Here is a 24,950-nt window from a genome sequence, read left to right as displayed (position 1 = left end):
CTCTCCTGACACAGGTCACGCGTACGCCAACCGGCATAGGAAGAACAGGGGCGGCACCACGCACCGCTCGCAACTTCCCGCCGCTCGCCGTCCCCGGCCCGTGACCAGGAGTAAGCCATGACCGGCGTACTGACCGTCGACCGTCCCCCGCAGCCCACGGCACCCACCCGCTACACCGTCGGCCTCGCCCGCAACGAGGAGGACGTGCGTGCCGCCCAGCGACTGCGGCACGACGTCTTCGCCGGCGAGATGGGAGCCCTGCTGACCACCCCGCAGCCGGGTCACGACATCGACGCCTTCGACGCGTACTGCGACCACCTGCTCGTCCGCGAGGAGGTCTCCGGCCAGGTCGTCGGCACCTACCGGCTGCTCCCGCCGGAGCGGGCCGCGGTCGCGGGCCGACTGTACTCGGAGGGCGAGTTCGACCTCACCCGCATCGACTCGCTGCGCCCGAACCTGGTCGAGGTCGGCCGCTCCTGCGTCCACCCCGACCACCGCGACGGCGCCGTCATCAGCCTCATCTGGGCCGGCATCGCCCGCTACATGGTCGACCACGGCCACGAGTGGCTGGCCGGCTGCTGCTCCATCCCGCTCGCCGACGGCGGCACGCTAGCGGCCGCGACCTGGGACCGGGTGCAGGCCAAGCACCTGGCCCCGGAGGAGTACCGGGTACGGCCGCTGCGCGCCTGGCAGCCGACCGCCCCCGTCCCCGCCACACGCGTCGAGCTGCCCGCCCTGCTGCGCGGCTACGTCCGCCTCGGTGCCTGGGTGTGCGGAGAGCCCGCGCACGACCCGGAGTTCGGCGTCGCCGACATGTACGTGCTGCTGTCGATGCGCCGGATCAACGCGCGCTATCTGCGGCACTTCCTCTCCCTCGTCCCGGCGTGACGGACGGGGCGGCCATGAGCACCTCCTCCCTCGGTGCCGTGGGTGTCCCCACGGCGACCGCTCCCACCGCCGGTCCGGTCGGCGCACCGCCGGCGCGTGCCCACGCCGTCGAGGTGGCGTCGCTCTGGCGACCCAGCGCACCCTGCACCCCACGGACGTGCGTGGACGTGACGGGACCGGCCAGAGCCGTCCCCCTGGCCGCCCTGCGGCTCGTGGCGGTCCTGCTCCTGCTGGTCGCCGGAGTCCTCGCCACGTTGCTCGGCGGGCTGATACCCGCGGGACTGATACGACGCTGGAGCCGCTGGGTGGTGCGGGCCGCGGGCGTCCGGGTGAGGATCGAGGGCGCCGCCCCGCCCGAGGGCGGGCTGCTGCTCGTCGCCAACCATGTCTCCTGGCTGGACATCCCGCTGCTCGCCGCCGTGCGCCCGGCCCGGATGCTCGCCAAGTCGGAGATCCGCAACTGGCCGGTGGCGGGCCGGCTGACCGCCCGCAGCGGTGCCCTGTTCATCGACCGGGACCGCATCCGCGCACTGCCCGACACCGTGTCCCGGATCGCCGGGGCGCTGCGGGCCGGCGAGGCGGTCGCCGTCTTCCCCGAGGGCAGCACCTGGTGCGGACGCGCCCAGGGCCGCTTCCGCCGGGCCGCGTTCCAGGCCGCCCTCGACGCGGACGTGCCCGTGCAGCCGGTGCGTCTGCGCTACCGCACGGCCGCAGGCGCCCCCGGCACGGCGGCCGCCTTCGTCGGCGACGACTCGCTGCTCACCTCGGTGTGGCGGGTGACGAGGTCACGCGAACTGGTCGCCGAGGCCGAGGTGTGCGAGCCGATCGCCCCGGACAGCCGCCCCGACCGCCGCTCCCTGGCCCGGGCGGCCGAGGTGTCCGTCCTACTGGGGGCGCATCAGCCGGAGATCCTCGCCCCAGGCGTCCAGCACCGCCCCGTGACCCTGCCGGCGGGCCGCGGCCTCCACGCGGGCGAACAGCCGCCGCTGGACCGCCACGTCGCCGCTCGCGGAGACGCGGTCCACGGCTCCCAGCAGGGCGTCGCCGTCCCAGCCGGGGAGCGGGTGGCGGGCAAGCTCCCAGCGTAGGTACTTGTTGTACGGGCGAGGGCGCCGGTCCAGGGCGAAGAGCAGCTCCAGGAGGTGGCCCATGCTGTCGGTGGCGTCGAGCCGGGCGGCGAGCGGCTCGCCGTCACGGTCGTTCTTCACCGAGCGGTAAACGGAGTTGGCGTACGCGTCCAGCCATCCGTCCGCGACCCGGAACGCCTCGTCGTCGCCGAGCCGCGCCTTGGCGGCGAGGATCTCCGCGATCCCTCCGCCCGGCCGGTCCAGGACGATCCGCGCCCGGGCGAGGGCGTAGCGCTCGTGCCCCGGCATTCCGGCGGCCCGGAACTCGGCGAGGGAGACGATCACCAGATCGAGCCGCGATGAGCGGTGACCGGCGAAGCGACGAAGATCCGTCGTCGCGCCGTCCGCGAGGATGACGTACAGGTCGTGGTCGGAGTGCTCGGTGGCCATGCCGTCGTGGGCACGCGAGCCCTTGAGGACGAGGCCGACGACGGCGGGGTCGGCCGTGGCGAGCTCGACGAACGCGTCGTAGGTGAGGGACTGCTGCGCGGTCATGCGTGATCTCCGGTGGGTCGGCGACGGGTAGGCGTGCCGGGGCGGCCACGGAGGATCCGGGCGCCCACATGGCCGCGACGGCACGCGCCGCCGCGCGGAGGATCAACGCACGGGATCAGTCTACGACCCTCAAGTGCCTTGCTTCCAAGGGCCGTTACGGCAGGGCGCGGGCCAGATACCGCGCCGTGGCGCTCCCCTCCGCCCGAGCCACCTCCACCGGAGGACCCGCCGCCACGATCCGCCCGCCCGCGTCACCGCCGCCCGGCCCCAGGTCGATCACCCAGTCCGCGCCCGCGACGACGGACATGTCGTGCTCGACGACGATGACCGTGTGCCCGGCGTCGACGAGCCCGTGCAGTTGGCGCATCAGCACCTCGACGTCGGCCGGGTGGAGTCCGGTCGTCGGCTCGTCGAGGAGGTAGAGCGTGTGGCCGCGACGGGCGCGCTGCAACTCGCTCGCCAGCTTGATGCGCTGGGCCTCACCGCCGGACAGCTCGGTGGCGGGCTGCCCGAGCCGCAGATAGCCGAGGCCCACGTCGAGCAGCGTGCCGAGACTGCGGGCCACGGAGGGAGTGTCCGCGAAGAACTCCGCCGCCGCCTCCACCGTGAGGTCCAGCACCTGCGCGATGTTCCGCCCCCGGTGGGCCACGCGCAGCGTCTGAGGGTTGTAGCGCGCCCCGCCGCAGTCCGGGCACGGCGCGTACGTGCTCGGCAGGAACAGCAGCTCGACGCTGACGAACCCCTCGCCCTGGCAGGTCTCGCACCGCCCGCCCGCGACGTTGAAGGAGAACCGCCCGACGCCGTAACCACACGCCCGCGCCTCGTCGGTGGCCGCGAACACCTTGCGCACGACGTCGAAGAGGCCGGTGTAGGTGGCGAGATTGGAGCGCGGGGTGCGGCCGATCGGTTTCTGGTCGACCGAGACCAGGCGCCCCACTCCCGTCAGCTCCTCGGTGATCTCGCCGATGAGCGTGGACTTGCCCGACCCCGAGACCCCGGTGACGGCGGTGAACACGCCGAGGGGAAACTCGGCGGTGACCCCGCGCAGGTTGTGGCGGGTGACCGGGCCGACCTTCAACTGGGCGTGCGCGGCGCGTACTTGTCGTACGACGGCAGGCGTGTCGTCGAACAGGAAGCGGGCCGTCGCCGAGTCCGCGACGGCGGCCAGTTCCGCCACCGGCCCGCTGTGCAGCACCCGCCCGCCGTGCTCGCCCGCACGCGGTCCCACGTCCACCAGCCAGTCGGCGCCGCGCATGACGTCGAGATGGTGCTCGACGACGAAGACCGTGTTCCCGGCCGCCTTCAGCCGCGCCAGCACCGTCAGCAGCGCCTCGGTGTCCGCCGGGTGCAGCCCCGCGGACGGCTCGTCGAGGACGTACACGACACCGAACAGACCGGACCTGAGCTGGGTCGCGAGCCGCAGGCGCTGCAGTTCGCCCGCCGAGAGCGTGGGGGTGGCCCGGTCGAGGCTGAGATAGCCGAGGCCGAGCTCGACGACGGGCGCGATACGGGACCGGAGGTCCTCGGTGAGCACCCGGGCCGTCTCCGACGAGGCTTCGCCGTCCAGCATGCCCGCCAGCTCCGTGAGCGGCAGCGCGGCCAGCTCGGCGATCGTCCGGCCGGCGAAGGTCACCGCCAGCGACTCGGGGCGCAGCCTGCTGCCGCCGCACGCCGGGCAGGGCGCGGAGGCGAGGAACCGCTCCGCCTTGGCCCTCAGCGTCGGGCTCTTGGAGTCGGAGAAGGTCTTCATGACGTACCGATGGGCGCTCATGTACGTGCCCTGGTACGGCCGTTGGATGCGGGCGGCGTCGCGCACCGGGTGGACGGTGACGACCGGCTGCTCATCGGTGAACAGGATCCACTCCCGCTCCTCGGCCGGCAGGTCACGCCAGGGCCGGTCGACGTCGTACCCGAGCGCGTCGAGGATGTCCCGCAGGTTCTTGCCCTGCCAGGCTCCGGGCCACGCCGCGATCGCGCCCTCCCGGATCGACAGCGCGGGATCGGGGACCAGCAACTCCTCGCTCGTACGGTGCACCTGGCCGAGCCCGTGGCACTCCGGGCAGGCCCCGGCCGCCGTGTTCGGCGAGAAGGCGTCCGAGTCGAGCCGCTCGGCGCCGGGCGGGTAGTCGCCGGCGCGGGAGTACAGCATCCGCAGGGAGTTGGAGAGGTTGGTGACCGTGCCGACGGAGGAGCGGGACGTCGGCGCCGAGCGCCGCTGCTGGAGGGACACGGCGGGCGGGAGCCCGGTGATCTCGCCGACCTTCGGCGCGCCGACCTGGTGGATCAGCCTGCGCGCGTACGGCGCGACCGACTCGAAGTAGCGGCGCTGCGCCTCGGCGTAGATCGTGCCGAAGGCGAGCGACGACTTCCCGGACCCGGACACCCCCGTGAACACGGTGAGCACGTCGCGCGGGATGTCGACGTCCACGCCCTGGAGGTTGTGCTCGCGGGCGCCGCGGACGCGGACGTACGGGTCGTGCGGGGAGTGCATGGGGTAGGAGCTCCGGGAGGTACGCGTCGGGGTGGTGGGCAAACCCCGCGATTCTATGCGAACGGGACGCGCGGGCCGTAGGAGCCACCTGATGTTCACGACGACGTCGGTTCACCCACACCGCTCGCCCATAGCGTCTCGCCAGTCTCTCTTCCTACCGAGGAGTATGCGTGAGCGCTTCCGCTCTGAGCACTCTCACCGCCGCGTTGCTGATGGTCACGGGCGCCTCCGCCCCGCAGCCGGTCTCCGTCTCCGCCCGCGTGGAGACGCCCGCCGTGTACGACGACGAGGCGGGCGGCAACGCCGACGCCGACGACCCCGCCGTCTGGGTCGATCCGCGCGACCCGGGCCGCAGCCTGGTGATCGCGACCCTCAAGGAGGCCGGCCTCGACGTCTACGGCCTCGACGGCAAGCGGCTCCAGCACATAGCCGCGCCCGCCGCGCCGGGAGAGGAGGCCGCGCCGGGCCGCTTCAACAACGTCGACGTCGTCTACGGCTTCGAACTGGGCGGCAGGAAGACCGACTTGGCCCTGGTCAGCGACCGCGGCCGGGACCGGGTCCGGGCCTACGCGATCGACCCGGCCGCCGTGGCGGCGGGCCGGCCCCCGCTGAAGGACGTGACGGCGTCCGACGCCGCGCCGGTCTTCTCCGCGAGCGAGTCGGAGGTCGACGACCAGCGCACCGCCTACGGCCTGGCCGCCTTCAGCGACGACGACAACGCGTACGCGGTGGTCTCGCGCCGCTCGGAGACCCGCGTACGGCTCCTGCAGCTTCAGGACCGGAACGGCCGTGTCGGCTACCGGACCGAGGACACCCTCGACCTGCCCGGCTCCTTCACCCTGCCGAACAACAGCAGCTGGACTCCGTGCGCCGACCCCGGTGACCACGCGCAGGTCGAGGGCATGGTCGTCGACCAGGAGGAGCACGTCCTGTACGCGGCCCAGGAGGACGTCGGGCTGTGGCGGGTGGACCTCGACGACGAGGAGTTCGGCCGGCCCCGGCTGTTCGACCGGGTGCGGGAGTACGGCACTCCGTGGACGTATGACACGGAGGAAGAGGAGTGCGTCCTCGACACCGCCCACGACCCCGGCTTCGGCGGTGAGCACCTGAGCGCCGACGCCGAGGGCGCCGCGATCTACCACGCCGCCGACGGCAAGGGCTATCTGCTCGCCTCCAGCCAGGGCGACAACACCTTCGCCGTGTACGAGCGCCAGGGCCGAGGCGCCTACCTCGGTTCCTTCGCCGTCACCGACAGCGCCGCCACCGACGGGGTGCAGCACTCCGACGGCACGGCCGTGGTCAACGTCCCGCTGGGCCGGTCCTTCCCCAAGGGGCTGCTGGTCACCCACGACGGCGAGGCCGCGCCCGCCGACGGGGACCGCGAGGGCACCAACTTCAAGTTCACGGGCTGGGAGTCGGTGGCCGGCGCGTTCCCGAAGCCGCTGACGATCGACACCAAGTCGTTCGACCCGCGCGACACGGACTGACCCGCCGTCCGGCCGCTCGCCCGGATCACGCGTCGATGATCCGGGCGAGCCTGCGGTAGGAGTCCAGCAGGGCCGCACGGTCGTACGTACTGGTCGTGACCAGCACCTCCTGCGCCCCCGTCTCCTTCAGCACGGTCTCCAGCTCGTGCGCGACCTGCTCGTCCGTGCCCGCGATGTGTCCGGTGAGGCCGCCCTCGTAGAAGCCGCGCTCCTTGTCGGTCATCGTGAGCGACTCCACGCGCTCGGCGGGCGGCAGCGGCGGGAAGGTGCCGTGCGTGCGCGAGTAGGCCATCGACCAGGCTTCCGGCACGAGCAGCCGCCGGGCCTGGTCGGGCGTGGCGGCCACCGCGATCGTGCCGGAGATCATGACGTACGGCTCACTCGCCCAGGGCGAGGGCCGGAAGTGCTCGCGATAGTGGTCGATCCCGCGCTGCATCTTCTCCCGGTTCCTGAGGTCACCGATGACCATCGGCAGCCCCGCCCGGGCCGCGATGTCCGCGCCCTCGCCCATGGCCAGCACGAACGGCGGCACCGTCAGGCCCTCGGCGGGCCGCGCGTGCACCCCCGTCGTCGACGTGCCCCGGAACCAGCCGAGCAGCTCCTGGATCTGCGCCGCGAAGTCCTGCGCGTCCCCCTTGTCCCGGCCGAGCGCCTTGCGCACGCCGTCCGTGAAGCCGACGGAGCGCCCGATCCCCATGTCGATACGGCCGGGGAAGAGGGACTCCAGCACCCCGAACTGCTCGGCCACGACCAGCGGTTGGTGGTTGGGCAGCATCACCCCGCCGGTCCCGACGCGGATCGTGCGGGTCGCTGACGCTACGGCGGCGGCCAGCACGGTCGGGGCGGAACCGGCGACTCCGGGTACGCCGTGGTGCTCCGAGACCCAGAGGCGGTGGTAGCCGAGCGCCTCGATCTCCCGCGCCAGCCGTACGGTGTCGCGCAGCGCCTCCGCGTTCGAGTGGCCCTCGCGGGTGCGGGAGCGGTCCAGGACGGAGAAGCGGGTCTGGGCGATGACGGAGCTCATGCAGGGTTCAACACCGCGGCGCCCGCAGGATTCCTCGACGGCGTCGTCGCCTGCCTCACGGTGCGATGTTGTGGTTGAGGCGGAACAGGTTGCCCGGGTCGTAGCGCCGCTTCAAGGCGGTCAGACGAGTGTGGTTGCCGCGGTAGTTGGCCTGTACGCGATGCTGGTCGTCGCCGTCCATGAAGTTCACGTAGGCGCCTCCCATGGAGTGCGGTTCCAGCGCTCGGTGGAAGGCACGCACCCAGTCCTTCTGCGCCTCGCAGTCCTCCCGGGTGGCGAGGGTCGGGCTGAGCGCGATCGAGTAGTCGGCGTCCCGGTAGGAGAAGGCGGTCTCCTCCGGGCCGACGCGATGGCAGGCCCCGTCGATGGGGAAGACGACGGTCACGCTCTGGATCGAGGGCGTGGTGGCGCCGTGCTTCACGAAGGCGTCGACGGCGCCGTCCGGCAGGCCCTGGGTGAAGGCGCCCTTCCAGTAGTGGAACAGCCCGGCCGGCACCAGGTCGTCGAACAGGGTGTTGATCACCGGGTAGGGCATGCGCTCCAGGTGCCGGCCCAGGACCGGGCCGAGTGCGGCGACCCGGTCCCGGATCCGGTCGTCCTCGTCCTGCGGCCCGGTCCAGCAGGCGATCAGGCCGCACAGCGGCCGCCCGTGCCAGCGCTCGGGCAGGAACGGCACGGGCGGCCCGAGGCCTACGACGAAGGTGGCGCCGAGCCTTTCGTCGCCCTCGGCGACCAACTCCCGGTACCGGCGGATCACGTCGCCGTCGAGCGGGAAGAAGGTCGGGCCGCCGAGGATGTCCGCGATGGGGTGCAGCCGGTAGGCGAAGGACGTGACGACCCCGAAGTTCCCGCCGCCCCCGCGCACCGCCCACATCAGGTCGCTGTTCTGCTCGTCGGTGCAGGTCACGAAGGACCCGTCGGCCGTCACCAGGTCCACCGAGGTCAGGTTGTCGCAGGCCAGACCGCAGCGGCGGGCCAGGTACCCCATGCCGCCGCCCGTGGTGAGGCCACCGACGCCGGTGGTGGAGACCATCCCTCCGGTGGTGGCCAGGCCGAAGGCGTGCGTGGCGTGGTTGACGTCCGCCCAGGTGCAGCCGCCCTCCACCCATGCCGTACGGCTCTGCGGGTCGACCCGGATGCCGCGCATCAGGCCGAGGTCGAGGACGGCACCGCCGTCGCACGTCCCATAGCCGGGGACGCTGTGGCTGCCGCCGCGCACGGCGAGGGGCAGACCCTGCTCGCGGGCGAAGTCCACCGTGGCTATGACATCGCCCGCGTCGACCGCCCGCACGATGATCGCGGGCCGCCTGTCGTGCATCGCGTTGTAGACCTTGCGGGCCTCGTCGTAGTCGGGGTCGCCGGGCTCGACGGTCTCACCGCGCAACGATCCGCGCAGCCGGTCCAGCAGCTGGTGGTCGAAGGTGGGCGTGTAGGTGGTCATCACCACCACCTGCTCTCCACTCCTGATCGGGAAGGGACACCTCCGGTGTACGCGCGGAGTGGGCGCGCGCTCATCGCCGGAATCGCCCATACCGGCCGCCCGGGCATGGGCAGAACGGCCCATGGGCGCGTCACACCAGTCCGTGCCGGTACGCGTACGCCGTCGCCGCCGCCCGCGAGGACACGTCGAGCTTGGCGAAGATGTTGTTGAGGTGCCGGGCGACGGTGTGCTCGCTGATCACCAGCTCGGCGGCGACGGCCCGGTTGGTGCGGCCCGCCGCGACCAGCCGCAGCACCTGGATCTCCCGCTCGGTGAGCCCGCTCGGCTGCCGCCGGCGCACATCGGCGAGCAGGGCCGCGGCCCGGCGCGCGTCGGGCACGGCACCGAGCTGCCGGAAGGCCTGCTCCGCGGCCCGCAGCTCCATCCGGGCCCCCTCGCCGTCCCCGGCGGCCCGGTCGGCCGCGGCCAGCGTCATCCGCACCTGGGCCGCCTCGTACGGCACCCGAAGCTCCAGCCAGAGCGTCAGCGCCCGGCGCAGCAGGAGCAGCGCGCGGTCCAGGTCCCGGGCGGCGAAGGCCACCGCCCCGCAGGCCGCCGAGGCGCTCGCGTGCAGCAGGGTCGCCTCCGAACCGCACCGCCGCTGCCAGTCACCGGCCAGGGACCGAAGCTCCTCGGCCGCCGCGCGGGCCTCGGCCGTCCGGCCCAGCGCCAGCGAGACCTCCACCTGGGCCGCGAGCAGCCTGCACCGTTCCAGGCCGCCGCGCTGCGGCTCGTCGGACCCGCTCGCGAGGGCGAGCCGCAGGGCTGTCGCAGACGCGTCGGCCTTGCCCTGGGACAGCCTCAGCAGGGCGAGACCGGGCTGCGGGTCTCGGCCGAGTTCGTGGGTGCGGTCGTACGACTCCTCCGCCGCGGCGAGCTCTCCGCGCCGCCGCAGGATCTGGCCGATCAGATAGACCGCCTCGGCGGCCATCCGCCGCTCGTACGGCAGCAGTTCCGCGCAGGTCCGCTCGGCCTCGGTGAGCGCCTCGGTCCAGTTGCCGCGCAGCTCCAGCACCTCGACCCGGTGCACCCGGCACAGTCCGCGGTAGTTGTTCTCGTCCGGCATGGACGCGCACCACCGCATGGCCGCGTCAGTCCATTCGGCGGCGCGTTCGAGATCGACGCACGCCATGGCCTGCTGGAGGCCCAGGCAGTAGGTCCAGCCGGTGAAGAAGGAGCTGAGCTCACCTGCCATGGCCGAGCACATGGCGTCATCCAGCAGATCGAGTCCGTCCCGGATCCGGCCTCGGGACACCAGGACACCCGCCTGCGCCTGCGCGCTCATGGCCAGCAGATCCGGGCTGCCACAGCGCCGCGCGATCCCCGCCATGCGCCGGGCCGCGGCCATGGCCTCGTCGAACGCGCCGCGCGCCTGAGCGTCCTCGGCATCCATCCAGGCGAGGTAGCACTGCTCGACGCACTCCGGCTCGCCCCGCAGATGCCGCCGCGCCCGGCGCAGCCAGCCGGCGGCCAGGGCGGTGCGTCCCGCGAGCTGGTGCTCGTAGCAGAGCAGCCAGGCCATGTGCCCTGCCTGTCGGGCCGCGCCCTGCGCCGCATACCCGGAGTAGGCCCGCATCCGCTGGACGATCGACTCATCGACACGGCTCGTCCACCATGCGGCGTCGGCGTACGCGGCGCAGTCGTCGGGGGTGAGCCAGCCGGGATCCAGGCCGCCCAGCAGCCCGTACGCCTCGGCCCACGCCTCACGGGCGGCGGCGTCCCTGGCCCGCCGCAAGGTGTCCGCGGTCGCCCTGTCGATCGTCCGCTCGGTCACCCGCGGCTCCCTTCTCGCGCTCTGCGAGCAGGACCGGCCCCCCACCAGGATAGGCAGCGGCCGGGGACCGGGGGAGAGTCAGTGAGCGGCCCCCTGGAGCTCGGCCGTGTGCTCGTGCTCGCAGGTGTCGTCGACGCCGTACGTGTCCCAGGCGGGGAACGGGTCGGAGTGCGGGCCGTCGGACGGGACGTCCTCGCCGTCCGCCATCAGGCAGTCGGCCAGGGCGGCCTCCAGGGCCGCCGCGTCCAGGTGCGTACCGATGAAGACCAGCTCCTGCGCGTACGGGGCGTCGGTGTCCCGCGCGGCGCTGGGCTCGAAGCGGGCGACGGAGCCGGCCTGCGACCACAGGCCCGTCACGCGCGGGCGGCTGGCGAGGGTGAAGAACCCCTTGGAGCGCAGCACCTTGCCGTACGCGCCGCTGTCGAGCTCCTCCGTGACGAACGTCCACAACCGCCCGGGGTGGAAGGGCGCCGCGGAGCGGAACACCGTGGAGGAGATCCCGTATTCCTCGGTCTCCGGCACGTGGTCGCCGTTGAGCTCACGTACCCAGCCCGGGGCCTGCTGGGCGCGCTCCAGGTCGAACAGCCGCGTGCCGAGGACCTCTTGGAGCGGCAGTTGTCCGCGTACGGTGTCGACGATCCGCGCGGAGGGGTTGAGCCGGCGCAGTGCCGCCCGCAGCCGGTCCGCCGTCGCCTCGTCCACCAGGTCCAGCTTGTTCAGCACGATGACGTCCGCGAACTCGACCTGGTCGACGAGGAGATCGCTGACGGTGCGCTCGTCTTCCTCGTACTGGTCGAGGCCGCGCTCGACGAGTTCCTCGCCGCTGTCCAGCTCGGACAGGAAGTTGGCGGCGTCGACGACCGTGACCATGGTGTCCAGAAGGGCGAGGTCGCCGAGCGTGGCGCCGTCGTCGCGGGCGAAGGCGAAGGTGGCCGCGACCGGCATGGGTTCGGAGATGCCGGACGACTCGATGAGCAGATGGTCGAAACGGCCCTCACGGGCGAGTCGGTCGACCTCTTCCAGGAGATCGTCGCGCAGGGTGCAGCAGATGCAGCCGTTGGTCATCTCGACCAGGCGTTCCTCGGTCCGCGACAGTGCGGCCTCGCCGCCCCGCACCAGCGCGGCGTCGATGTTGACCTCGCTCATGTCGTTGACGATGACCGCCACGCGCAGCCCCTGACGGTTGGCCAGCACATGGTTGAGCAGGGTCGTCTTGCCCGCCCCGAGGAAGCCTGACAGGACGGTGACGGGCAGACGGCGGTCGTACGGCATCCCGGTCAGCCCTCGGGGCGCAGCAGCCCGCGCTCGTAGGCCTTGACCAGGTGCTGCGGCACGAGGTGGCTGACGCCTTCGATGGTGACGGGAACGAGCTGGGGCGTGCTCGCTTTCCACTGGGCGCGGCGGTGGCGGGTGTTGCTGCGGGACATCTTCCGCTTGGGGACAGCCATGACGGACCTCCTCGGTGGGTGAACACCGAGGACGCTACATGAAAATGGATCCCATTAACAATTGACGGGGTCCTGGTGAGGGCCGGCGGGGGATCGCCGGCGGGGACCGCCCGGGCTCAGCGACGTGACCGCACCCGTGCGTCCCGCGGTGGCGCGATGAACTGCAACTCCAGCGTGACGGGCGGCTCCGCGAGGCCCGGTCCGCCCGCGGCCGCCCACCGCACGACCTCCTCCGTGGAGTCGTCGTCCATCGCGAAGCCCACCCAGGTGGGCCGTCCGCCGGCCCGGCGCCCCGCGGCCGACGGCTGGACGACGATCACGTTGGCCTGGTCGCAGGGGCCGAGGCAGTCGGTTGTACGGACCTGGAAACCGTGCTCGGCCCCGGCGGCGCGCAGCCGCTCCAATTGCCAGGCGTGATCGGTGCCGGGGTGTTTGGCGGGACTGCCGCAGCAGCAGCCCCGGCAGACGACGAGCGTGCAAGGGCGCTCGCGGGCGGCGCCGATCAGAAACGTACGGGTAGGCATGACAGAAGCATGTCCTACTCCTTCGCGCCCACCAGCATCCGCACCTCGAACTCCTCGTAGGCGGCGTCCTCCTGTGGTTCCTGGCGGCTGCTCAGCACGCTGCCGAGCCAGCCGAGGAGGAAGCCCGCGGGGATGGAGACGATGCCCGGGTTCTGCAACGGGAACCAGGCGAAGTCGGAGTCCGGGTAGAACGAGCCCGGCGTGGAGGAGACGACGGGCGAGAACAGGACCAGCAGGACCGAGCAGATCAGGCCGCCCCAGAGGCTGAGCAGCGCTCCCTCGCCGGTGAAGCGACGCCAGAACAGGGTGTACACGATCGTCGGCAGGATCGCGGACGCCGCGATGGCGAAGGCGAGGAAAGCGAGCGTCGCGGTGTTGGCGCCCCAGGAGACGAGGGCGAGCATCATCGCGAGGATGCCGATGACGGCCGCGGACAGCCGGGCGACGGTCAGTTCCTCGGTCTCGCTCGCGCGGCCCTTGCGAATCACCTCGCCGTACAGGTCGTGGGCGAGGGACGTGGCGGCGGCGAGAACGAGGCCGGCCGCGACCGCGAGCAGCGTGACGAAGGCGAGGCAGGACAGCAGGGCCGTGAGGATGCCGCCGCCGAGGGCGTTGGCCAGCAGCAGGACGGCGGAGTCGCCCTTGTGGTCCGTCTCCGCGATGGTCTCCCGGCCGACGACCGCCGTGGCCCCGAGGCCCAGGACTCCGGCCGCCAGGCAGACCAGGCCGACCAGGCCCACCGCCCACACGACGGAGGAGCGCAGGACGTCGATCTTGCGCGGGGCGAGCAGTCGCATGAGCACGTGGGGGAGTGCGGCGAGGCCGAGGACGATCGCCAGTTCCAGGCTGAAGAAGTCGAGCTTGCTGGTCGTGCTGACGCCGTAGCGCAGTCCGGGTTCGAGGAACTGTGTGCCGGTGCCGCTGTTGTTCGCGGCCGAGGACAGCAGGGCGTCGGGGTTCCAGTCGTAGTGGTGGAGCACCATGACCGCGGTGACCGTCACGCCCGCCACCAGCATCACGGCCTTGATGATCTGGATGACCGTGGCGCCGGGCGCGCCGCCGATGGCGGCGTACACGATGACGATGGTGCCGATCACCACCACGCACAGGGTGCGGGTCGCGGCGCTGGGTTCGCCGGTGAACTGGGTCAACAGGGCCATGCTGCCGACGAGTTGGGCCACCAGGTACAGGGTCGTGATGACCAGGGTGCACACGGCCAGGGCGAGGCGGGCCGGGCGCTGGAGCCGGGTCAGGCGCAGGGCCAGTGTGTCGCCCAGGGTGAACCTGCCCGCCCGGCGCAGGGGTTCGGCGATGAGCAGCAGCACCATCATCCAGGCGACGACCGTGCCGCCGAGGTACAGAAGCCCGTCGTACCCGTTGAGGGCGACCAGGCCGGTGCTGCCCAGCAGGGTCGCGGCCGACAGGTAGTCGCCGCACATGGCGAGGCCGTTGCGCAGCGGGGACATCGTGCGGTTGCCGAGGTAGAACTCGCTGAGCTCGTCGCGCTGAGGGGCCGTCAGCAGTGCCATGAACAGCGTGACCACGACCACCGACAGGAACAGCACGAACGTCAGGTTCAGGCTGAACCGGTCGACGATGCCTTCGGACATGGTCACCATGTGCGGTACCCCCTGGAGCCGTAGGGGGCGGTCTGCCCGGCATCGGCGCGGGACGCGGCGGTGCGGAGCGAGCGGGCTTCGTGCTGGTCCAGTCGTGAACCGAGGCCGCGGGCGAGTGGGTCGACCCGGGTGCGCATATGGCGGACGTAGCACCAGGAGGTCACGGCCATCACGAGGAACTGCCCGAGGCCCAGCGCGAGGCCGAGGGTGAGGTGGCCGAACAGGCGCTGGTTCATCAGGTCGGGGACGGAATGCGACAGAAGCACGTACAACAGGAAACCGCCGACCGACAGGACCGTCGCACGGACTCCGAACCTGCGCTGGGCGCGGCGCAGTGAGTGAAATTCGGGATCTTCGGATATGCGCTGGGAGGGCCCTGGTTCATTATTCGGGGGACTGTATGTGAAAGAATTGTCGTGCCAAGGTGAAAACTCGGGCACAGGCGCACCTTCTTTGCTGCGGCATGCCGGGGACATACGGGGGCGCGGACATTTTGTCTGGGGAGGTGGTGAGCGGCTGTGAAGCCAGAAGCCGGAGTATGGCAGCGGGCTCTTTGAAGAATCAACCGCAGGGGTGAATAGCCGTACTTCGATGGCGCATTCACGTCCCTCGTGATCCTTTCCCGACCTTGTGTGGCCTGCGAAAAGGGGCTTCCTGGAAATAGTCCGGACCATTGGTTTCGGTCGGACTGTCTCAAACGCGACCCGCGCGGAGCGGCCCGGCCGAGCGGCTCAGAACCGGGCGCCGACAGCCGCGCCGCTGCGGGGCACGAGGAAGTTCGGGGCCGACGGCGGCGAACCGTCGACGGAGCGCGGGCCCGTGATCGCGCTCGGATCGGTGCTGAGTACCGACGACGCGTCCCAAGTTCCGCCCAGGTTCCAGGAGTTGCCGGTGGTCACCGTCCCCGAACCGACGGCCGCCGCGCGTGGGTCGGCGACGGACAGGTTGGCGGTGAGGGTGGCGGTGCCGCCCGCGACGTCGGCGTCGAAGCCGGTGCCAGCGTTGGCCCAGGTCGTGTTGCGGGTCAGCGCCAGGGCTCCCGGATTGCCGTTGTCCGTGACGCCGTGCGCCGCGTTCTTGAACGCGATCGTGTGGCGAAGGATGTGGCCCACCGCCGGGGCGGGGCTGCCGCCGCCCATCTTGAAACCGTTTCCGTCGCCCGAGAAGTCCGGGAAGTTCCAGCGGTTGTAGCCGTTGCCGTATGCGATGGTGTTCTCGATCAGAATCGGCGAAGCGAACTTCCAGGCGTCGAACCCGTCGTCGACGTTGTTCCACAACCGGGCCCCGCGCACCACGTTGCCGGTTCCGCTGCCCTCCTTCACGGCCAGGCCGTCCGCGCTCTCACCGTTCTTGCGGGGGTCGCGATTGCCGTAACTGTCCAAGTTGAGGATCTGGTTGTTGCTGGACGATCCCTGGAGCTGGAAGCCGGACTCGTAATTGTCGTGCGTGGACAGCCGGGAGAAGACATTGTTGTTGCAGCCGTCGCAATACACGCCGTACGGGCCGTTGACCAGCTCCAGGCCGGAGATCCGCCAGTACGAGGCCTCCATGTGGATCGCGCCGCGCTCGGCCCGTGGAATGCTGCCGCCGACCGGCGTGTGGCTGGCGGGCAGTTGCTCTCCGTCGACGACCACGCGCTCGCCCTGGAAGGCGCTCAAGGTGATGGGCTGCGCGGCGGTGCCCGACGTCGTGATGGTGATGTTGTCGGTGAGGGCGTACGTGCCGCCGCGTACGGCGATGACGTCGCCGGGCTTCGCCAGGTCCACGGCCCGCTGCACGGTCCGCAGCGGCCGGTCCGGGGTGCCCGGCGCCGAGTCGCTCCCGTCGGTCGCCACGACCAGCGTCGTCGCGCCGTGCGCCTCGCCCGCCGGGCCCCACACCGTCAGCAGGGCCGCACTCACCGCCGCCGCCGTCCAGATCGCCGTACCCCGCCTGCCGCTCGCCGTGTTGCCCATGGGGGCCTCCCGCCTCCGCCTGCGTGCCCTGTCGCACAGCAGTGGTCGCCCGGCGCGCGAAGGTTGCCGGGGTGCGCAGCCCGTCTAGGGTGAGGCGTGTGACCGACAGCAGCGCACGCCCCCTCGCCGTGTTCGACCTGGACAACACCCTCGCCGACACGGCACACCGCCAGCACTTCCTCGAGCGCAAGCCCCGCGACTGGGACGCCTTCTTCGCGGCCGCCCCGCAGGACCCGCCCCTCATGGAGGGCATCGCGCTGGCGCTGGAGTGTGCGAAGGAGTGCGAGGTCCGCTATCTGACCGGGCGGCCCGAGCGCTGCCGGCGCGACACGCTCGACTGGCTCGCCGCGCACGGATTGCCCGAGGGGCGTGTGCACATGCGGCGCAACGACGACCGCCGGCCCGCCCGGCGCACCAAGCTGGAGATCCTGCGCCGCCTCGCCCGCACCCGGGACATCCGGGTGCTCGTGGACGACGACGAGCTGGTCTGCGAGGACGCCGAACGGGCCGGTTTCTCCGTCGTACGGGCGCGCTGGACCGCCCCGTCCGCCGCGCTGAAGGTGGCGCAGGAGCAGGAGGGGCGGACCTGAGGGCCGGGTTTGCTACCCGGCGGGACCGGGAGTGTCACCCGGCAGGAGTGCGGGAGTGGACGGGCTGTGGACTTTCCCCCGTCCTACTCGGCGTCCTCCAGGCGGAAGCCGACCTTCATGGTCACCTGCCAGTGCGCGATGTCCCCGTTGTCGAGCTGGCCGCGGACCTCGACCACCTCGAACCAGTCCAGATTGCGCAGGGTCTGCGAGGCGCGCGTGATGCCGTTGCGGATGGCCTGGTCCACGCCCTCGGGCGAAGTACCGACGATGTCCGTGACCCGGTAGGTGTGGTTCGACATGGGGGTGCTCCTCTCCCGTGACTTGGCCATGGCGGCTTTGTCACGCGTCACTCCACCGTGCCCCAAGGCCGGACATCGCGCGAGCCGTCCGTCACCGCGCCACGCTCAGTGACAGCGCGAAGCGGGCCTCACGGTCCGTCCACCAGTGCGCCAGTTCCAGCCCGGCCGCCGACAGTTCCGCGCCCACACCCTCCTTCCGGAACTTCGCCGAGACCTCGGTGCGCATCTCCTCGCCCGCCGCGAAGTCCACGGCGAGGTCGAGCGCGGGCACCTTCACCGTCTGCGCGGTCAGGGAGCGCAGCCGCATCTCGATCCACTCGTTGCGGGTGTCCCAGAGCGCCACGTGGTCGAAGGCGCCGGGATCGAAGTCGGCGCCCAATTCGCGGTTGATCACGGCCAGGACGTTCTTGTTGAAGGCGGCCGTCACCCCGGCCGCGTCGTCGTACGCCTCGACCAGGACCTTCTCGTCCTTCACCAGGTCCGTCCCGAGCAGCAGCGCGTCACCGGGGGCGAGCAGACCGCGCGCCGAGGCGAGGAACGCCGCGCGCTCGGCCGGCAGCAGATTGCCGATCGTGCCGCCGAGGAACGCCACCAGCCGGGGCCCCGGCGTGTCCGGCAGGGCCATCCCGCGGGTGAAGTCGGCGATCAGGGCATGCACGTTCAGCCCCGGCCGCTCCTCGACGAGCGCCTCCCCGGCCTGCGCGAGCGCGCTCTCGCTGACGTCGACCGGGACGTAGGTGTGCAGCCCGGTCAGCGCGTCGAGCAGGTACCGCGTCTTCTCCGAGGAGCCCGAGCCGAGTTCGACCAGGGTGCGGGCGCCGCTGGCCGCGGCGATCTCGCCGGCCCGGTCGACGAGGATCTCGCGCTCCGCGCGGGTCGGGTAGTACTCGGGCAACTCGGTGATCTGCTCGAACAGTTCGCTGCCCTGCGCGTCGTAGAACCACTTCGGCGGCAGCGTCTTGGGCGTGCTCGTCAGGCCCTTCAAGACGTCGGCGCGCAGTGCGGCGTCGGTGGCGTCCTCGGGCAGGGTGCGGGTGAGAAGGAACGGACTCACGTGCTGGGCTCCTTCGGTCGTGCGGGTGAGGGTGGCAGGGCGTCGCTCGGTTCCTTGAGCGGGGTGAGCAGGACGTCGGTGCGGCTCGCCGCCAGCAGGGTGTGGTCGGGAACCTCCTGCCAGTGCGGGTCGTCGTCGTAGGGCTCGGAGGCCACGACGGTGCCGCCGCCGGGCCGGGTCAGATACCAGAGGGTGTCGCCCCAGGCCGTCGCGGTGATGGTCTCGCCGTTGGTGAGCAGCAGGTTGAGCCGGGAGCCCGGGGCCGCCTCGGCGACCTCCAGGACCGTGTCGGCCAGGGCCTGACCCTCGTCGTCACCGCCGCGCAGGCGAGCCAGGACCAGCGCCCAGACGAGCGCCGAGTCATTGCGCGCCTCGAGCGACAGCAGGTCGGCCGCGGGCAGGCTCGGGACGAGCGGCGCGAGCGAGTCGGGCCAGCCCTTCACGGCGCCGTTGTGGCTGAACAGCCAGGGACCCGCGGCGAACGGCGCCGCCGCGGCCTCCCCGTCGGCGCCCGCCACCGTCGCGTCCCGTACGGCGGCGAGCAGCGCGGTGCTGCGGACGGCTCGGGCCAGGTCGGCGAAGGACAGGTCCGCCCAGATGGGCCCGGCCCGGCGGTACCGCGCCGGCACCGGGTCACCCTCGGCGTACCAACCGATCCCGAAACCATCGGCGTTGACGGTCCCGTACCGCTGCCGCCGAGGCGCCCACGACTGGCGGTACAGCCCGTGCGCGGGCTCCACGAGGAGCCGGCCGAGCGGCTCCTCGGGGCCCAGATAGGCCAGATGACGGCACATCAGACGTCTCCCGAACGGGCCGTACGGAACCCGGAGAAGATCTGCCGCCGGATCGGGTAGTCCCAGTTGCGGAAGGTGCCCCGGCAGGCGACCGCGTCCACGGCGAACGAACCGCCGCGCAGCACCTTGTACTCGGGGCCGAAGAACACCTCCGAGTACTCCTTGTACGGGAATGCCTGGAAACCCGGGTACGGCGCGAAGTCGCTCGCCGTCCACTCCCACACGTCACCGATCAACTGCCGTACACCGAGCGGCGACTCACCCTCGGGGTAGCTGCCGGCCGGCGCCGGGCGCAGGTGCCGCTGGCCCAGGTTGGCGTGCTCCGGCTCCGGATCGGCGTCACCCCACGGGTAGCGCATCGAGCGGTCGCCCGCCGGGTCGTGCCGGGCCGCCTTCTCCCACTCGGCCTCGGTGGGCAGGCGGCGCCCGGCCCAGCGGGCGTAGGCGTCGGCCTCGTACCAGCACACGTGCAGGACGGGCTCGTCCGGCGGTACGACCTCGGTGACGCCGAAGCGGCGGCGCAGCCACTGCTTGCCGTCCCGGCGCCAGAACAGCGGGGCGTGGAGGGAGTGCTGCCGGATGTGCGCCCAGCCCTCCGGCGTCCACCAGCGGTCGTCGTCGTAGCCGCCGTCCGCGATGAACGCCTGGTACGCGGCGTTCGTCACCGGGGTCGTGTCGATGTAGAACGCCGGCACCTCGCGCCGGTGCGCCGGGCGTTCGTTGTCCAGCGCCCACGGTTCGGTCGAGGTGCCCATGGTGAACGGGCCGCCGGGGACCAGCACTTCGGACGGCCCCGTGAGCAGGGGTGCCGGTTCCGGGTCCGGGGCGTGCAGGGCCTGCGGGCCCTTGCGGAGCTGATGGGTGATCAGCATCGTCTCGTCGTGCTGCTGCTCGTGCTGCGCGATCATCCCGAAGGCAAAGCCCGCCTCGGTCAGCCGCGTCCCGTGGAACGCGGTGCTCTCCAGCAGGTCCAGGACGCGGCCGCGCACCTCGGCCGCGTAGTGCCGGGCCTCGGTCGGTGGCAGCAGCGGCAGCGAGGGGCGTTCGGCACGCGGATGCTCGAAGGCGTCGTAGATGCCGTCGATCTCGGGCCGTATCGCCTCCCGTCCGGCGACCGTCCTGAGCAGCCACTGCTCTTCCTGGTTGCCGATGTGCGCGAGGTCCCATACCAGCGGGGACATCAGTGGCGAGTGCTGGGCGGTGAGGTCGGGGTCCTCGACGCAGGAGGTCAGCAGGCTCGTCCGGGCACGGGCGGTGGTGAGGGTGGTCAGTGCCCGCTCGCGGAGGGTGTCGACGTCGTGGGCGGGGTCGGTCATGTCCGGTCGTCCTTCCCGTGCAGGGTGCGGTCCGTGCCGTAGAGCTCGTCCAGCAGGTCGTCGGCGGGGCAGCGGCCCTTGACGACATAGCGGTCGTGGTACGCCGCCACGGCGTCCCTGACCTCGGCCGTCGCCCCCAGCCGGGGCAGCGCCTCCAGGGCCGCCGCGAAGCACTCCAGGGCGACCTCGTGCAGCTCGGGGTCGGCGAGGCCCGATCTGGCCGCGTCGATCCACAGCGGATTGTGCGGCGCAGGCAGCGGCAGGGCGCGCTCGGCCAGCGGCTTCACCGCGCGGTAGGCGGTCTCGGCGGCCTTCGGGTCGTCGAAGAGCGCGGTGGTCACGGCGAGCGGCACGATCCAGCCGTCCTCGCCCGGCTGTGCGTCGATCATGCGCAGCTCCAGGTGGCCACGCGGTCTGACCGGCGGGAACAGCGTCGTGAGGTGGTAGTCCAGGTCCTCGTGCGTGGGCGTTCTGGGCGCCCCCGACCTGGTCCACTCCCGGAACGACAGCCCGTCCGGGACGTCCCACGGGCCGCCGTCGCGCCGTACGCACATCACCGGCGAGTCCAGCACGTGCCGCGCCCAGGCGGCCCGCGGATCGCCGTCCAGCGGTGGTGCGCCCGCGCGGCCCGCGCCGATCTCCATCCACAGCAGCTGCCGGGTGGAGAGCCAGCCGGTGGGCTCACGCCCGGCCAGCGGGGAGTTGGCGAAAACGGCGACCAGCACCGCTCCCAGCTGATGCGCCAGCCACCAGCGCCGCCCGTGCCCGAGCGGGCCGGGCTCCTCGTATCCGGCGTCCAGGCAGACCTGCACGGAGGCCGAGGTGCACATCATGGCGCGGCCGGCCGGGCCCGCGCGGTCCAGGCACGCCTCCATCGCGTCGTAGCGCGGCTCGCGCAGGAACCGGCGGGGCGAGTGCCAGGGATCGTTGCCGAGGCCGACCAGACCGAGATCGTGCTTGCGCAGTACCGCGCGGACGGCGGCGAGGTCGGCGGAGACGGTACCGATGCACTCCATCAGCGAGGTGGCGGGCGGGGAGCTCAGCTCCAGCTGACCGCCGGGTTCGACGGTGAGCGCCGACCTCAGGGGCACGGTCCGTAGTGCGGCGTAGGCCGCTTCGAGTCGTTCGGGTATGACGGGGAGCTGCGGGCTGTGCAGCTCGTGGACGAGCCATTCCACTTCGACCCCGAGGGTGCGGGGCGGGCCGGTCTTGAAGCAGATGCCCCTGACCAGGGCTTCCACCTCGGCTTCGGTGACGGCGGAGCGGGGTTGCTCCGTACAGTCACTCACCGAATCGGACATGTCGCGATCCTCCTGAGAGTCCACGGTGCCGCCCGGCCCGGATCTTGTGGGCGGGCCGGCACACTCGTCCCACCCAAGACCCTCGCGCCGCTCCGCACAAGGGTGCGTTCCGGCGCGTTCCGGGTCGGTAACCTCCGCGCCCCGGGTGTTCGCAGGGGCATTCCCGGTCGTTCTCGATCGGCTGTGGGGCCAGGGAAACTCTGTTGCACCGCATGACCAGCATCGCTCAGGATGCCGGTGTGAGCACGACGGGGGAGATCACGACGAGGACCACGCGAGGCCGCCGCGGTCGCACGGTCATGGCGCGCACGGGGGTGGCGCCATGAGCGCGCGTCTGCGCGGCCTCGCGCAGCAGACGGAACAGATCGTCGCGGCGGGCGGGTACCGCGCGCCGGACGGCCACGAGGTCTCCCTCGCGGCGGCGATCGAGGCCGCACGGGACGGCACGCGGATGGTCGGGCCGGACCCGGTGCCGGTGCCGGAGATTTCCGCAGCGGAGACGTTCTTCGAGGTCACGGGCGAGAGCAGCCTGGAAGCCGCACGTCGCCTCGGCGGCGACACCGCCGTGCTGAACTTCGCGTCGGCCCGCAACCCGGGCGGCGGTTACCTGAACGGCGCCCAGGCCCAGGAAGAGGCCCTGTGCCGCGGCTCGGCGCTGTACACCTGCCTGCTCGAGGCCCGTGAGTTCTACGACCACCACCGCGCCCACCGCGACCCGTTCTACACGGACCGTGTCATCCACTCACCCGGCGTGCCCGTCTTCCGCGACGACCGCGGCCGTCTGCTGGACGAGCCGTACACCGCGGGCTTCCTGACCGCCGCCGCACCGAACGCGGGAGTCGTCCGGCGTACGACGCCCCAGCGCACGGCCGAGCTGCCGCAGGCGCTCGCGGCACGCGCCGAGCGGGTGCTGGAGACGGCCGCGGCGCACGGGTACCGGCGGCTGGTGCTGGGCGCGTGGGGCTGCGGGGTGTTCCAGAACGACCCGGCGCAGGTGGCCGGCGCGTTCCGGGCGCTGCTCGGGCCCGGCGGGCGGTTCGCCGGGGCCTTCGAGCACGTGGTGTTCGGGATCCTCGACCGCACGCCGGACAGCGCGGTGCGCGCGGCTTTCGCACGAGCGTTTCCGGAGCGTGAGCCGCTGCGGTAGCGCTCAGGTCCAGCCGTAGCGTTCGTGCAGCCGACGCCTGACCAGGTTGAACCGCCCGCGGTCCAGTGCGCACGCCTCCCGGCGCATGCCCTGCTCGTGCAGGCGGAGGACGCGGTCCACGTCGACCCAGGAGTCACGGCCCGTCCGGTCCCAGGGCCCGCTGCCGATCGCCACCCACTCCCGGTCTCCGTCGTGCCGCTTGCTGGAGAGCTGCACGGCGAGAAACGTGCCGCCGGCCTCCCGGGCCACCACGAGCACCGGGCGGTCCTTGCCCCGCCCGTCGTTCTCCTCGAAGGGAACCCAGGTCCAGACGATCTCCCCGGGGTCCGGGTCGCCGTCGTGGGCGGGGGAGTACTCGGTGCGCACCTTGCCGACCGCGCGGGGGTCGGCTTCGGTGGTGGCGGTGCGGCCGTAGCGGCCCGGGGCGTTCTCGTCGGTGTACGTGCTCACGGGGGCACCTTAGGGGCTGCCCCCGTGAGTTACGCGTGAAGGGTCACTTTTCGTCCATCGGCACCTTCTGGGCGAGCCCGTCCAGCGGCGAGGTCTCTTTCGGTGCCTGCCCGTTCTGGTTCATCGTGGCCAGCAACTGGCGGGCCAGGCCCAGCCCCGTACCGCCCATGGTGAGCGCCTTGGCGAACATGTCCGCCATGCCGTCGGCGCCGCCTCCAGGAACTCCGGTGCCGCCTTACACGACCGCGGTGGGCGCCGTCTCGTCCTGCTGCGGCGGCCACAGTTCGTGCCAGCGCAGCTCGGCCTCCAGCTGCGCGGCCAGCGAGATCAGCAGGGGCTCGCTGTTCGCCGGTCCGAGCAACTGGGCGCCCACGGGCAGGCCGGCCACGAAACCGGCGGGGACGTTGACGCCGGGCCAGCCCAGCACGTTCCAGGGCCAGGCGTACGGGCAGGCGGCGATCATCGCGCGGTCGGTGGCGAACCCGCCGAGTTCGAGCATCGCGCCGACTCGGGGCGGGGGAGCGGCCGTTGTGGGGGCGAGGATGACGTCGTACGACTCGTAGAACGCGCCGATACGACGGTGCAGGGCCGCCTCCGCGCGCCGCGCCACGCGCAGCGGGAACCCGGTGAGGAGCCGGCCCAGCCGGGCGGCGTCCCGGGTGCGCCGGTCGAGCAGCGCGGGAGAGGGCACCTCGCTCGCCCACTCGGCGATGCCGGCCGTCGCCCGGGGTACGAAGGTCAGCCCGATCTGGCCGTACGGCGGATCGGCCTCCTCGACGACATGTCCCAACGCGCTCAGTTTCCCGGCGAGTTGGACGACCCTCGCCCGCACCTCCGGCTGGAGGCGGGCGGGCAGGGCGGTGAACGGCGGCTTGAGGGAGAGCGCGATGCGCAGCCGGCCGGGGTCGCGGCCGACCGCCTCCGAGGCGTCGAGCGCGGGCGGCCGGTGCGGGTCGAGGTCGTGGTTGCCGGCGGCCGCGTCCAGCAGGAGGGCCGCGTCGGCCACCGTGCGGGCGAGGGTGCCGTTGACGGTGATGCCCTGGAACGACTCGCCGCGCGGCCAGGTCGAGATGCGGCCGCGCTGCGGTTTGATGCCGATCAGATGGGTCCAGGACGCGGGGATCCGCACCGAGCCGGCGCCGTCCGAGCCGAGCGCGGCCGGGACGAGTCCGGCGGCGACGGCTGCGGCCGAGCCACCGGACGAGCCACCGGGGGTGTGCTCCGGGTGCCACGGATTGCGGGTCGCGCCGAAGGCGGGCCCCTCGGTGAACGGCCACTGACCCAGCTCGCAGGTGTTGGTCTTGCCGACGATCACCGCTCCGGCCGCGCGCAGTCGCCGTACCGCCTCGCCGTCCTCGGCGACGGGCGGGAACTCCCCGCCGCACCCGAACGCCGTCGGCTCGCCCGCCACGTTCATGTCGTCCTTGACCGCGACCGGCACGCCCAGCAGCGGCCGGCGCCCGCCTGCGGCGAGTTCCTTGTCCGCGACCTCGGCCTCGGCGAGGGCGGCCTCCGTCCGGACCACCCGGAAGGCGTTGAGGGACCCCTGGGTCGCCTCGATCCGCGCCAGCGCCTGGGCGACCAGGGCCCGCGACGTCACCTCCCCGTCGGCCAGCGCACGGGCGGACTCGGCAAGGCCTACGGCACGGTCGGGCGTCATACGGGGCACCTCCGGGGGACGACGCTG

At 72.3% G+C, this 24,950-nt stretch carries 22 protein-coding genes and 2 pseudogenes; 5 read left to right on the top strand and 19 right to left on the bottom strand.

What is annotated here, in order from left to right; genetic code table 11:
* Positions 1 to 117 precede the first annotated feature (117 nt).
* On the top strand, positions 118 to 888 hold the full coding sequence (locus tag ABD932_RS38795) for a GNAT family N-acetyltransferase (RefSeq protein ID WP_345020493.1): 771 nt from the start codon (positions 118 to 120) through the stop codon (positions 886 to 888).
* Between the two features lie 14 nt (positions 889 to 902).
* Positions 903 to 1,523, top strand: a pseudogene (locus tag ABD932_RS38790) (lysophospholipid acyltransferase family protein); the annotation flags it as partial.
* A gap of 249 nt (positions 1,524 to 1,772) precedes the next feature.
* Here ABD932_RS38790 and ABD932_RS38785 read toward each other — a convergent pair.
* Together ABD932_RS38785 and ABD932_RS38780 are read right to left on the bottom strand one after the other, a co-directional pair.
* Positions 1,773 to 2,510 carry a hypothetical protein gene (locus ABD932_RS38785; RefSeq protein WP_345020492.1) on the bottom strand — a complete coding sequence of 246 codons (738 nt, stop codon included), beginning with the start codon at positions 2,508 to 2,510 and terminating at the stop codon, positions 1,773 to 1,775.
* A gap of 154 nt (positions 2,511 to 2,664) precedes the next feature.
* A complete protein-coding gene (locus tag ABD932_RS38780) occupies positions 2,665 to 5,001 on the bottom strand; it encodes an ATP-binding cassette domain-containing protein (RefSeq protein ID WP_345020490.1) in 2,337 nt (778 codons plus the stop codon).
* 170 nt (positions 5,002 to 5,171) lie between these two features.
* Between ABD932_RS38780 and ABD932_RS38775 the strand changes: the two genes are divergently transcribed.
* Complete coding sequence (locus ABD932_RS38775; RefSeq protein ID WP_345020489.1) at positions 5,172 to 6,488, top strand: phytase; 1,317 nt, start codon at positions 5,172 to 5,174, stop codon at positions 6,486 to 6,488.
* A 25-nt stretch (positions 6,489 to 6,513) separates the two neighbouring features.
* On the opposite strand, the gene ABD932_RS38770 is transcribed toward ABD932_RS38775, so the two are convergent.
* From ABD932_RS38770 to ABD932_RS38730, 9 genes are all read right to left on the bottom strand, one after another.
* On the bottom strand, positions 6,514 to 7,512 hold the full coding sequence (locus tag ABD932_RS38770; RefSeq protein ID WP_345020487.1) for an LLM class flavin-dependent oxidoreductase: 999 nt from the start codon (positions 7,510 to 7,512) through the stop codon (positions 6,514 to 6,516).
* Positions 7,513 to 7,567: 55 nt separating this feature from the next.
* The gene (locus ABD932_RS38765) at positions 7,568 to 8,953 is read right to left on the bottom strand and encodes an FAD-binding oxidoreductase (protein WP_345020485.1); all 1,386 of its coding nucleotides are present in this window, start codon (positions 8,951 to 8,953) and stop codon (positions 7,568 to 7,570) included.
* A 130-nt stretch (positions 8,954 to 9,083) separates the two neighbouring features.
* Positions 9,084 to 10,766, bottom strand: coding sequence for a helix-turn-helix transcriptional regulator (locus ABD932_RS38760; RefSeq protein ID WP_345020484.1), 1,683 nt, complete (start codon positions 10,764 to 10,766; stop codon positions 9,084 to 9,086).
* A 78-nt stretch (positions 10,767 to 10,844) separates the two neighbouring features.
* Complete coding sequence (locus tag ABD932_RS38755; RefSeq protein WP_345020482.1) at positions 10,845 to 12,038, bottom strand: GTP-binding protein; 1,194 nt, start codon at positions 12,036 to 12,038, stop codon at positions 10,845 to 10,847.
* A gap of 5 nt (positions 12,039 to 12,043) precedes the next feature.
* The gene (gene rpmF / locus ABD932_RS38750; RefSeq protein ID WP_030052879.1) at positions 12,044 to 12,214 is read right to left on the bottom strand and encodes a 50S ribosomal protein L32; all 171 of its coding nucleotides are present in this window, start codon (positions 12,212 to 12,214) and stop codon (positions 12,044 to 12,046) included.
* A 116-nt stretch (positions 12,215 to 12,330) separates the two neighbouring features.
* Positions 12,331 to 12,738 carry a (2Fe-2S) ferredoxin domain-containing protein gene (locus tag ABD932_RS38745; protein ID WP_250081657.1) on the bottom strand — a complete coding sequence of 136 codons (408 nt, stop codon included), beginning with the start codon at positions 12,736 to 12,738 and terminating at the stop codon, positions 12,331 to 12,333.
* A gap of 14 nt (positions 12,739 to 12,752) precedes the next feature.
* Entirely contained in the window at positions 12,753 to 14,357 is a 1,605-nt protein-coding gene (locus tag ABD932_RS38740; protein WP_345020477.1) for a sodium/solute symporter, read from the bottom strand.
* Positions 14,351 to 14,833 (bottom strand): DUF485 domain-containing protein, encoded by a 483-nt coding sequence (locus ABD932_RS38735; RefSeq protein WP_345020475.1) that lies wholly within the window; start codon positions 14,831 to 14,833, stop codon positions 14,351 to 14,353. The genes ABD932_RS38740 and ABD932_RS38735 overlap by 7 nt, the downstream gene beginning before the upstream one ends.
* Before the next feature lie 255 nt (positions 14,834 to 15,088).
* A complete protein-coding gene (locus ABD932_RS38730; protein ID WP_345020474.1) occupies positions 15,089 to 16,312 on the bottom strand; it encodes a right-handed parallel beta-helix repeat-containing protein in 1,224 nt (407 codons plus the stop codon).
* 98 nt (positions 16,313 to 16,410) lie between these two features.
* Between ABD932_RS38730 and ABD932_RS38725 the strand changes: the two genes are divergently transcribed.
* Entirely contained in the window at positions 16,411 to 16,902 is a 492-nt protein-coding gene (locus tag ABD932_RS38725) for a phosphatase domain-containing protein (RefSeq protein ID WP_345020471.1), read from the top strand.
* An 83-nt stretch (positions 16,903 to 16,985) separates the two neighbouring features.
* On the opposite strand, the gene ABD932_RS38720 is transcribed toward ABD932_RS38725, so the two are convergent.
* The 5 genes from ABD932_RS38720 to egtA all read right to left on the bottom strand — a co-directional run bounded on the left by ABD932_RS38720 (position 16,986) and on the right by egtA (position 21,666).
* On the bottom strand, positions 16,986 to 17,201 hold the full coding sequence (locus ABD932_RS38720; protein WP_126388835.1) for a dodecin: 216 nt from the start codon (positions 17,199 to 17,201) through the stop codon (positions 16,986 to 16,988).
* A 91-nt stretch (positions 17,202 to 17,292) separates the two neighbouring features.
* Positions 17,293 to 18,255: an L-histidine N(alpha)-methyltransferase gene (gene egtD, locus ABD932_RS38715; RefSeq protein WP_345020468.1), complete on the bottom strand. Its 963-nt coding sequence runs from the start codon at positions 18,253 to 18,255 to the stop codon at positions 17,293 to 17,295.
* Positions 18,252 to 19,049 carry an ergothioneine biosynthesis protein EgtC gene (gene egtC / locus ABD932_RS38710; RefSeq protein ID WP_345020465.1) on the bottom strand — a complete coding sequence of 266 codons (798 nt, stop codon included), beginning with the start codon at positions 19,047 to 19,049 and terminating at the stop codon, positions 18,252 to 18,254. Before egtC ends, egtD begins: the two co-directional genes overlap by 4 nt.
* Positions 19,049 to 20,365, bottom strand: a complete 1,317-nt coding sequence (egtB, locus tag ABD932_RS38705; RefSeq protein ID WP_345020464.1) for an ergothioneine biosynthesis protein EgtB — start codon at positions 20,363 to 20,365, stop codon at positions 19,049 to 19,051. Before egtB ends, egtC begins: the two co-directional genes overlap by 1 nt.
* A complete protein-coding gene (gene egtA, locus ABD932_RS38700; protein WP_345020463.1) occupies positions 20,362 to 21,666 on the bottom strand; it encodes an ergothioneine biosynthesis glutamate--cysteine ligase EgtA in 1,305 nt (434 codons plus the stop codon). The genes egtB and egtA overlap by 4 nt, the downstream gene beginning before the upstream one ends.
* A gap of 322 nt (positions 21,667 to 21,988) precedes the next feature.
* Between egtA and ABD932_RS38695 the strand changes: the two genes are divergently transcribed.
* Positions 21,989 to 22,813 (top strand): TIGR02452 family protein, encoded by an 825-nt coding sequence (locus ABD932_RS38695; RefSeq protein WP_345020462.1) that lies wholly within the window; start codon positions 21,989 to 21,991, stop codon positions 22,811 to 22,813.
* Between the two features lie 3 nt (positions 22,814 to 22,816).
* Here ABD932_RS38695 and ABD932_RS38690 read toward each other — a convergent pair whose 3' ends face one another.
* The 3 genes and pseudogenes from ABD932_RS38690 to ABD932_RS38680 form a co-directional block, all read right to left on the bottom strand.
* Positions 22,817 to 23,263: a type II toxin-antitoxin system PemK/MazF family toxin gene (locus ABD932_RS38690; protein ID WP_345020461.1), complete on the bottom strand. Its 447-nt coding sequence runs from the start codon at positions 23,261 to 23,263 to the stop codon at positions 22,817 to 22,819.
* Between the two features lie 43 nt (positions 23,264 to 23,306).
* Positions 23,307 to 23,474 (bottom strand): annotated as a pseudogene (locus tag ABD932_RS38685) (flotillin family protein); the annotation flags it as partial.
* Positions 23,475 to 23,498: 24 nt separating this feature from the next.
* Positions 23,499 to 24,923, bottom strand: coding sequence for an amidase (locus tag ABD932_RS38680; RefSeq protein WP_345020460.1), 1,425 nt, complete (start codon positions 24,921 to 24,923; stop codon positions 23,499 to 23,501).
* Positions 24,924 to 24,950 lie beyond the last annotated feature (27 nt).

Origin of the sequence: Streptomyces shaanxiensis (assembly GCF_039537145.1) — a bacterium.
GTDB classification, from domain to species: Bacteria; Actinomycetota; Actinomycetes; order Streptomycetales; family Streptomycetaceae; genus Streptomyces; species Streptomyces shaanxiensis.
The sequence above is the reverse complement of the archived record's forward strand: the minus strand, read 5'-3'. Positions and strand labels throughout refer to the sequence as shown.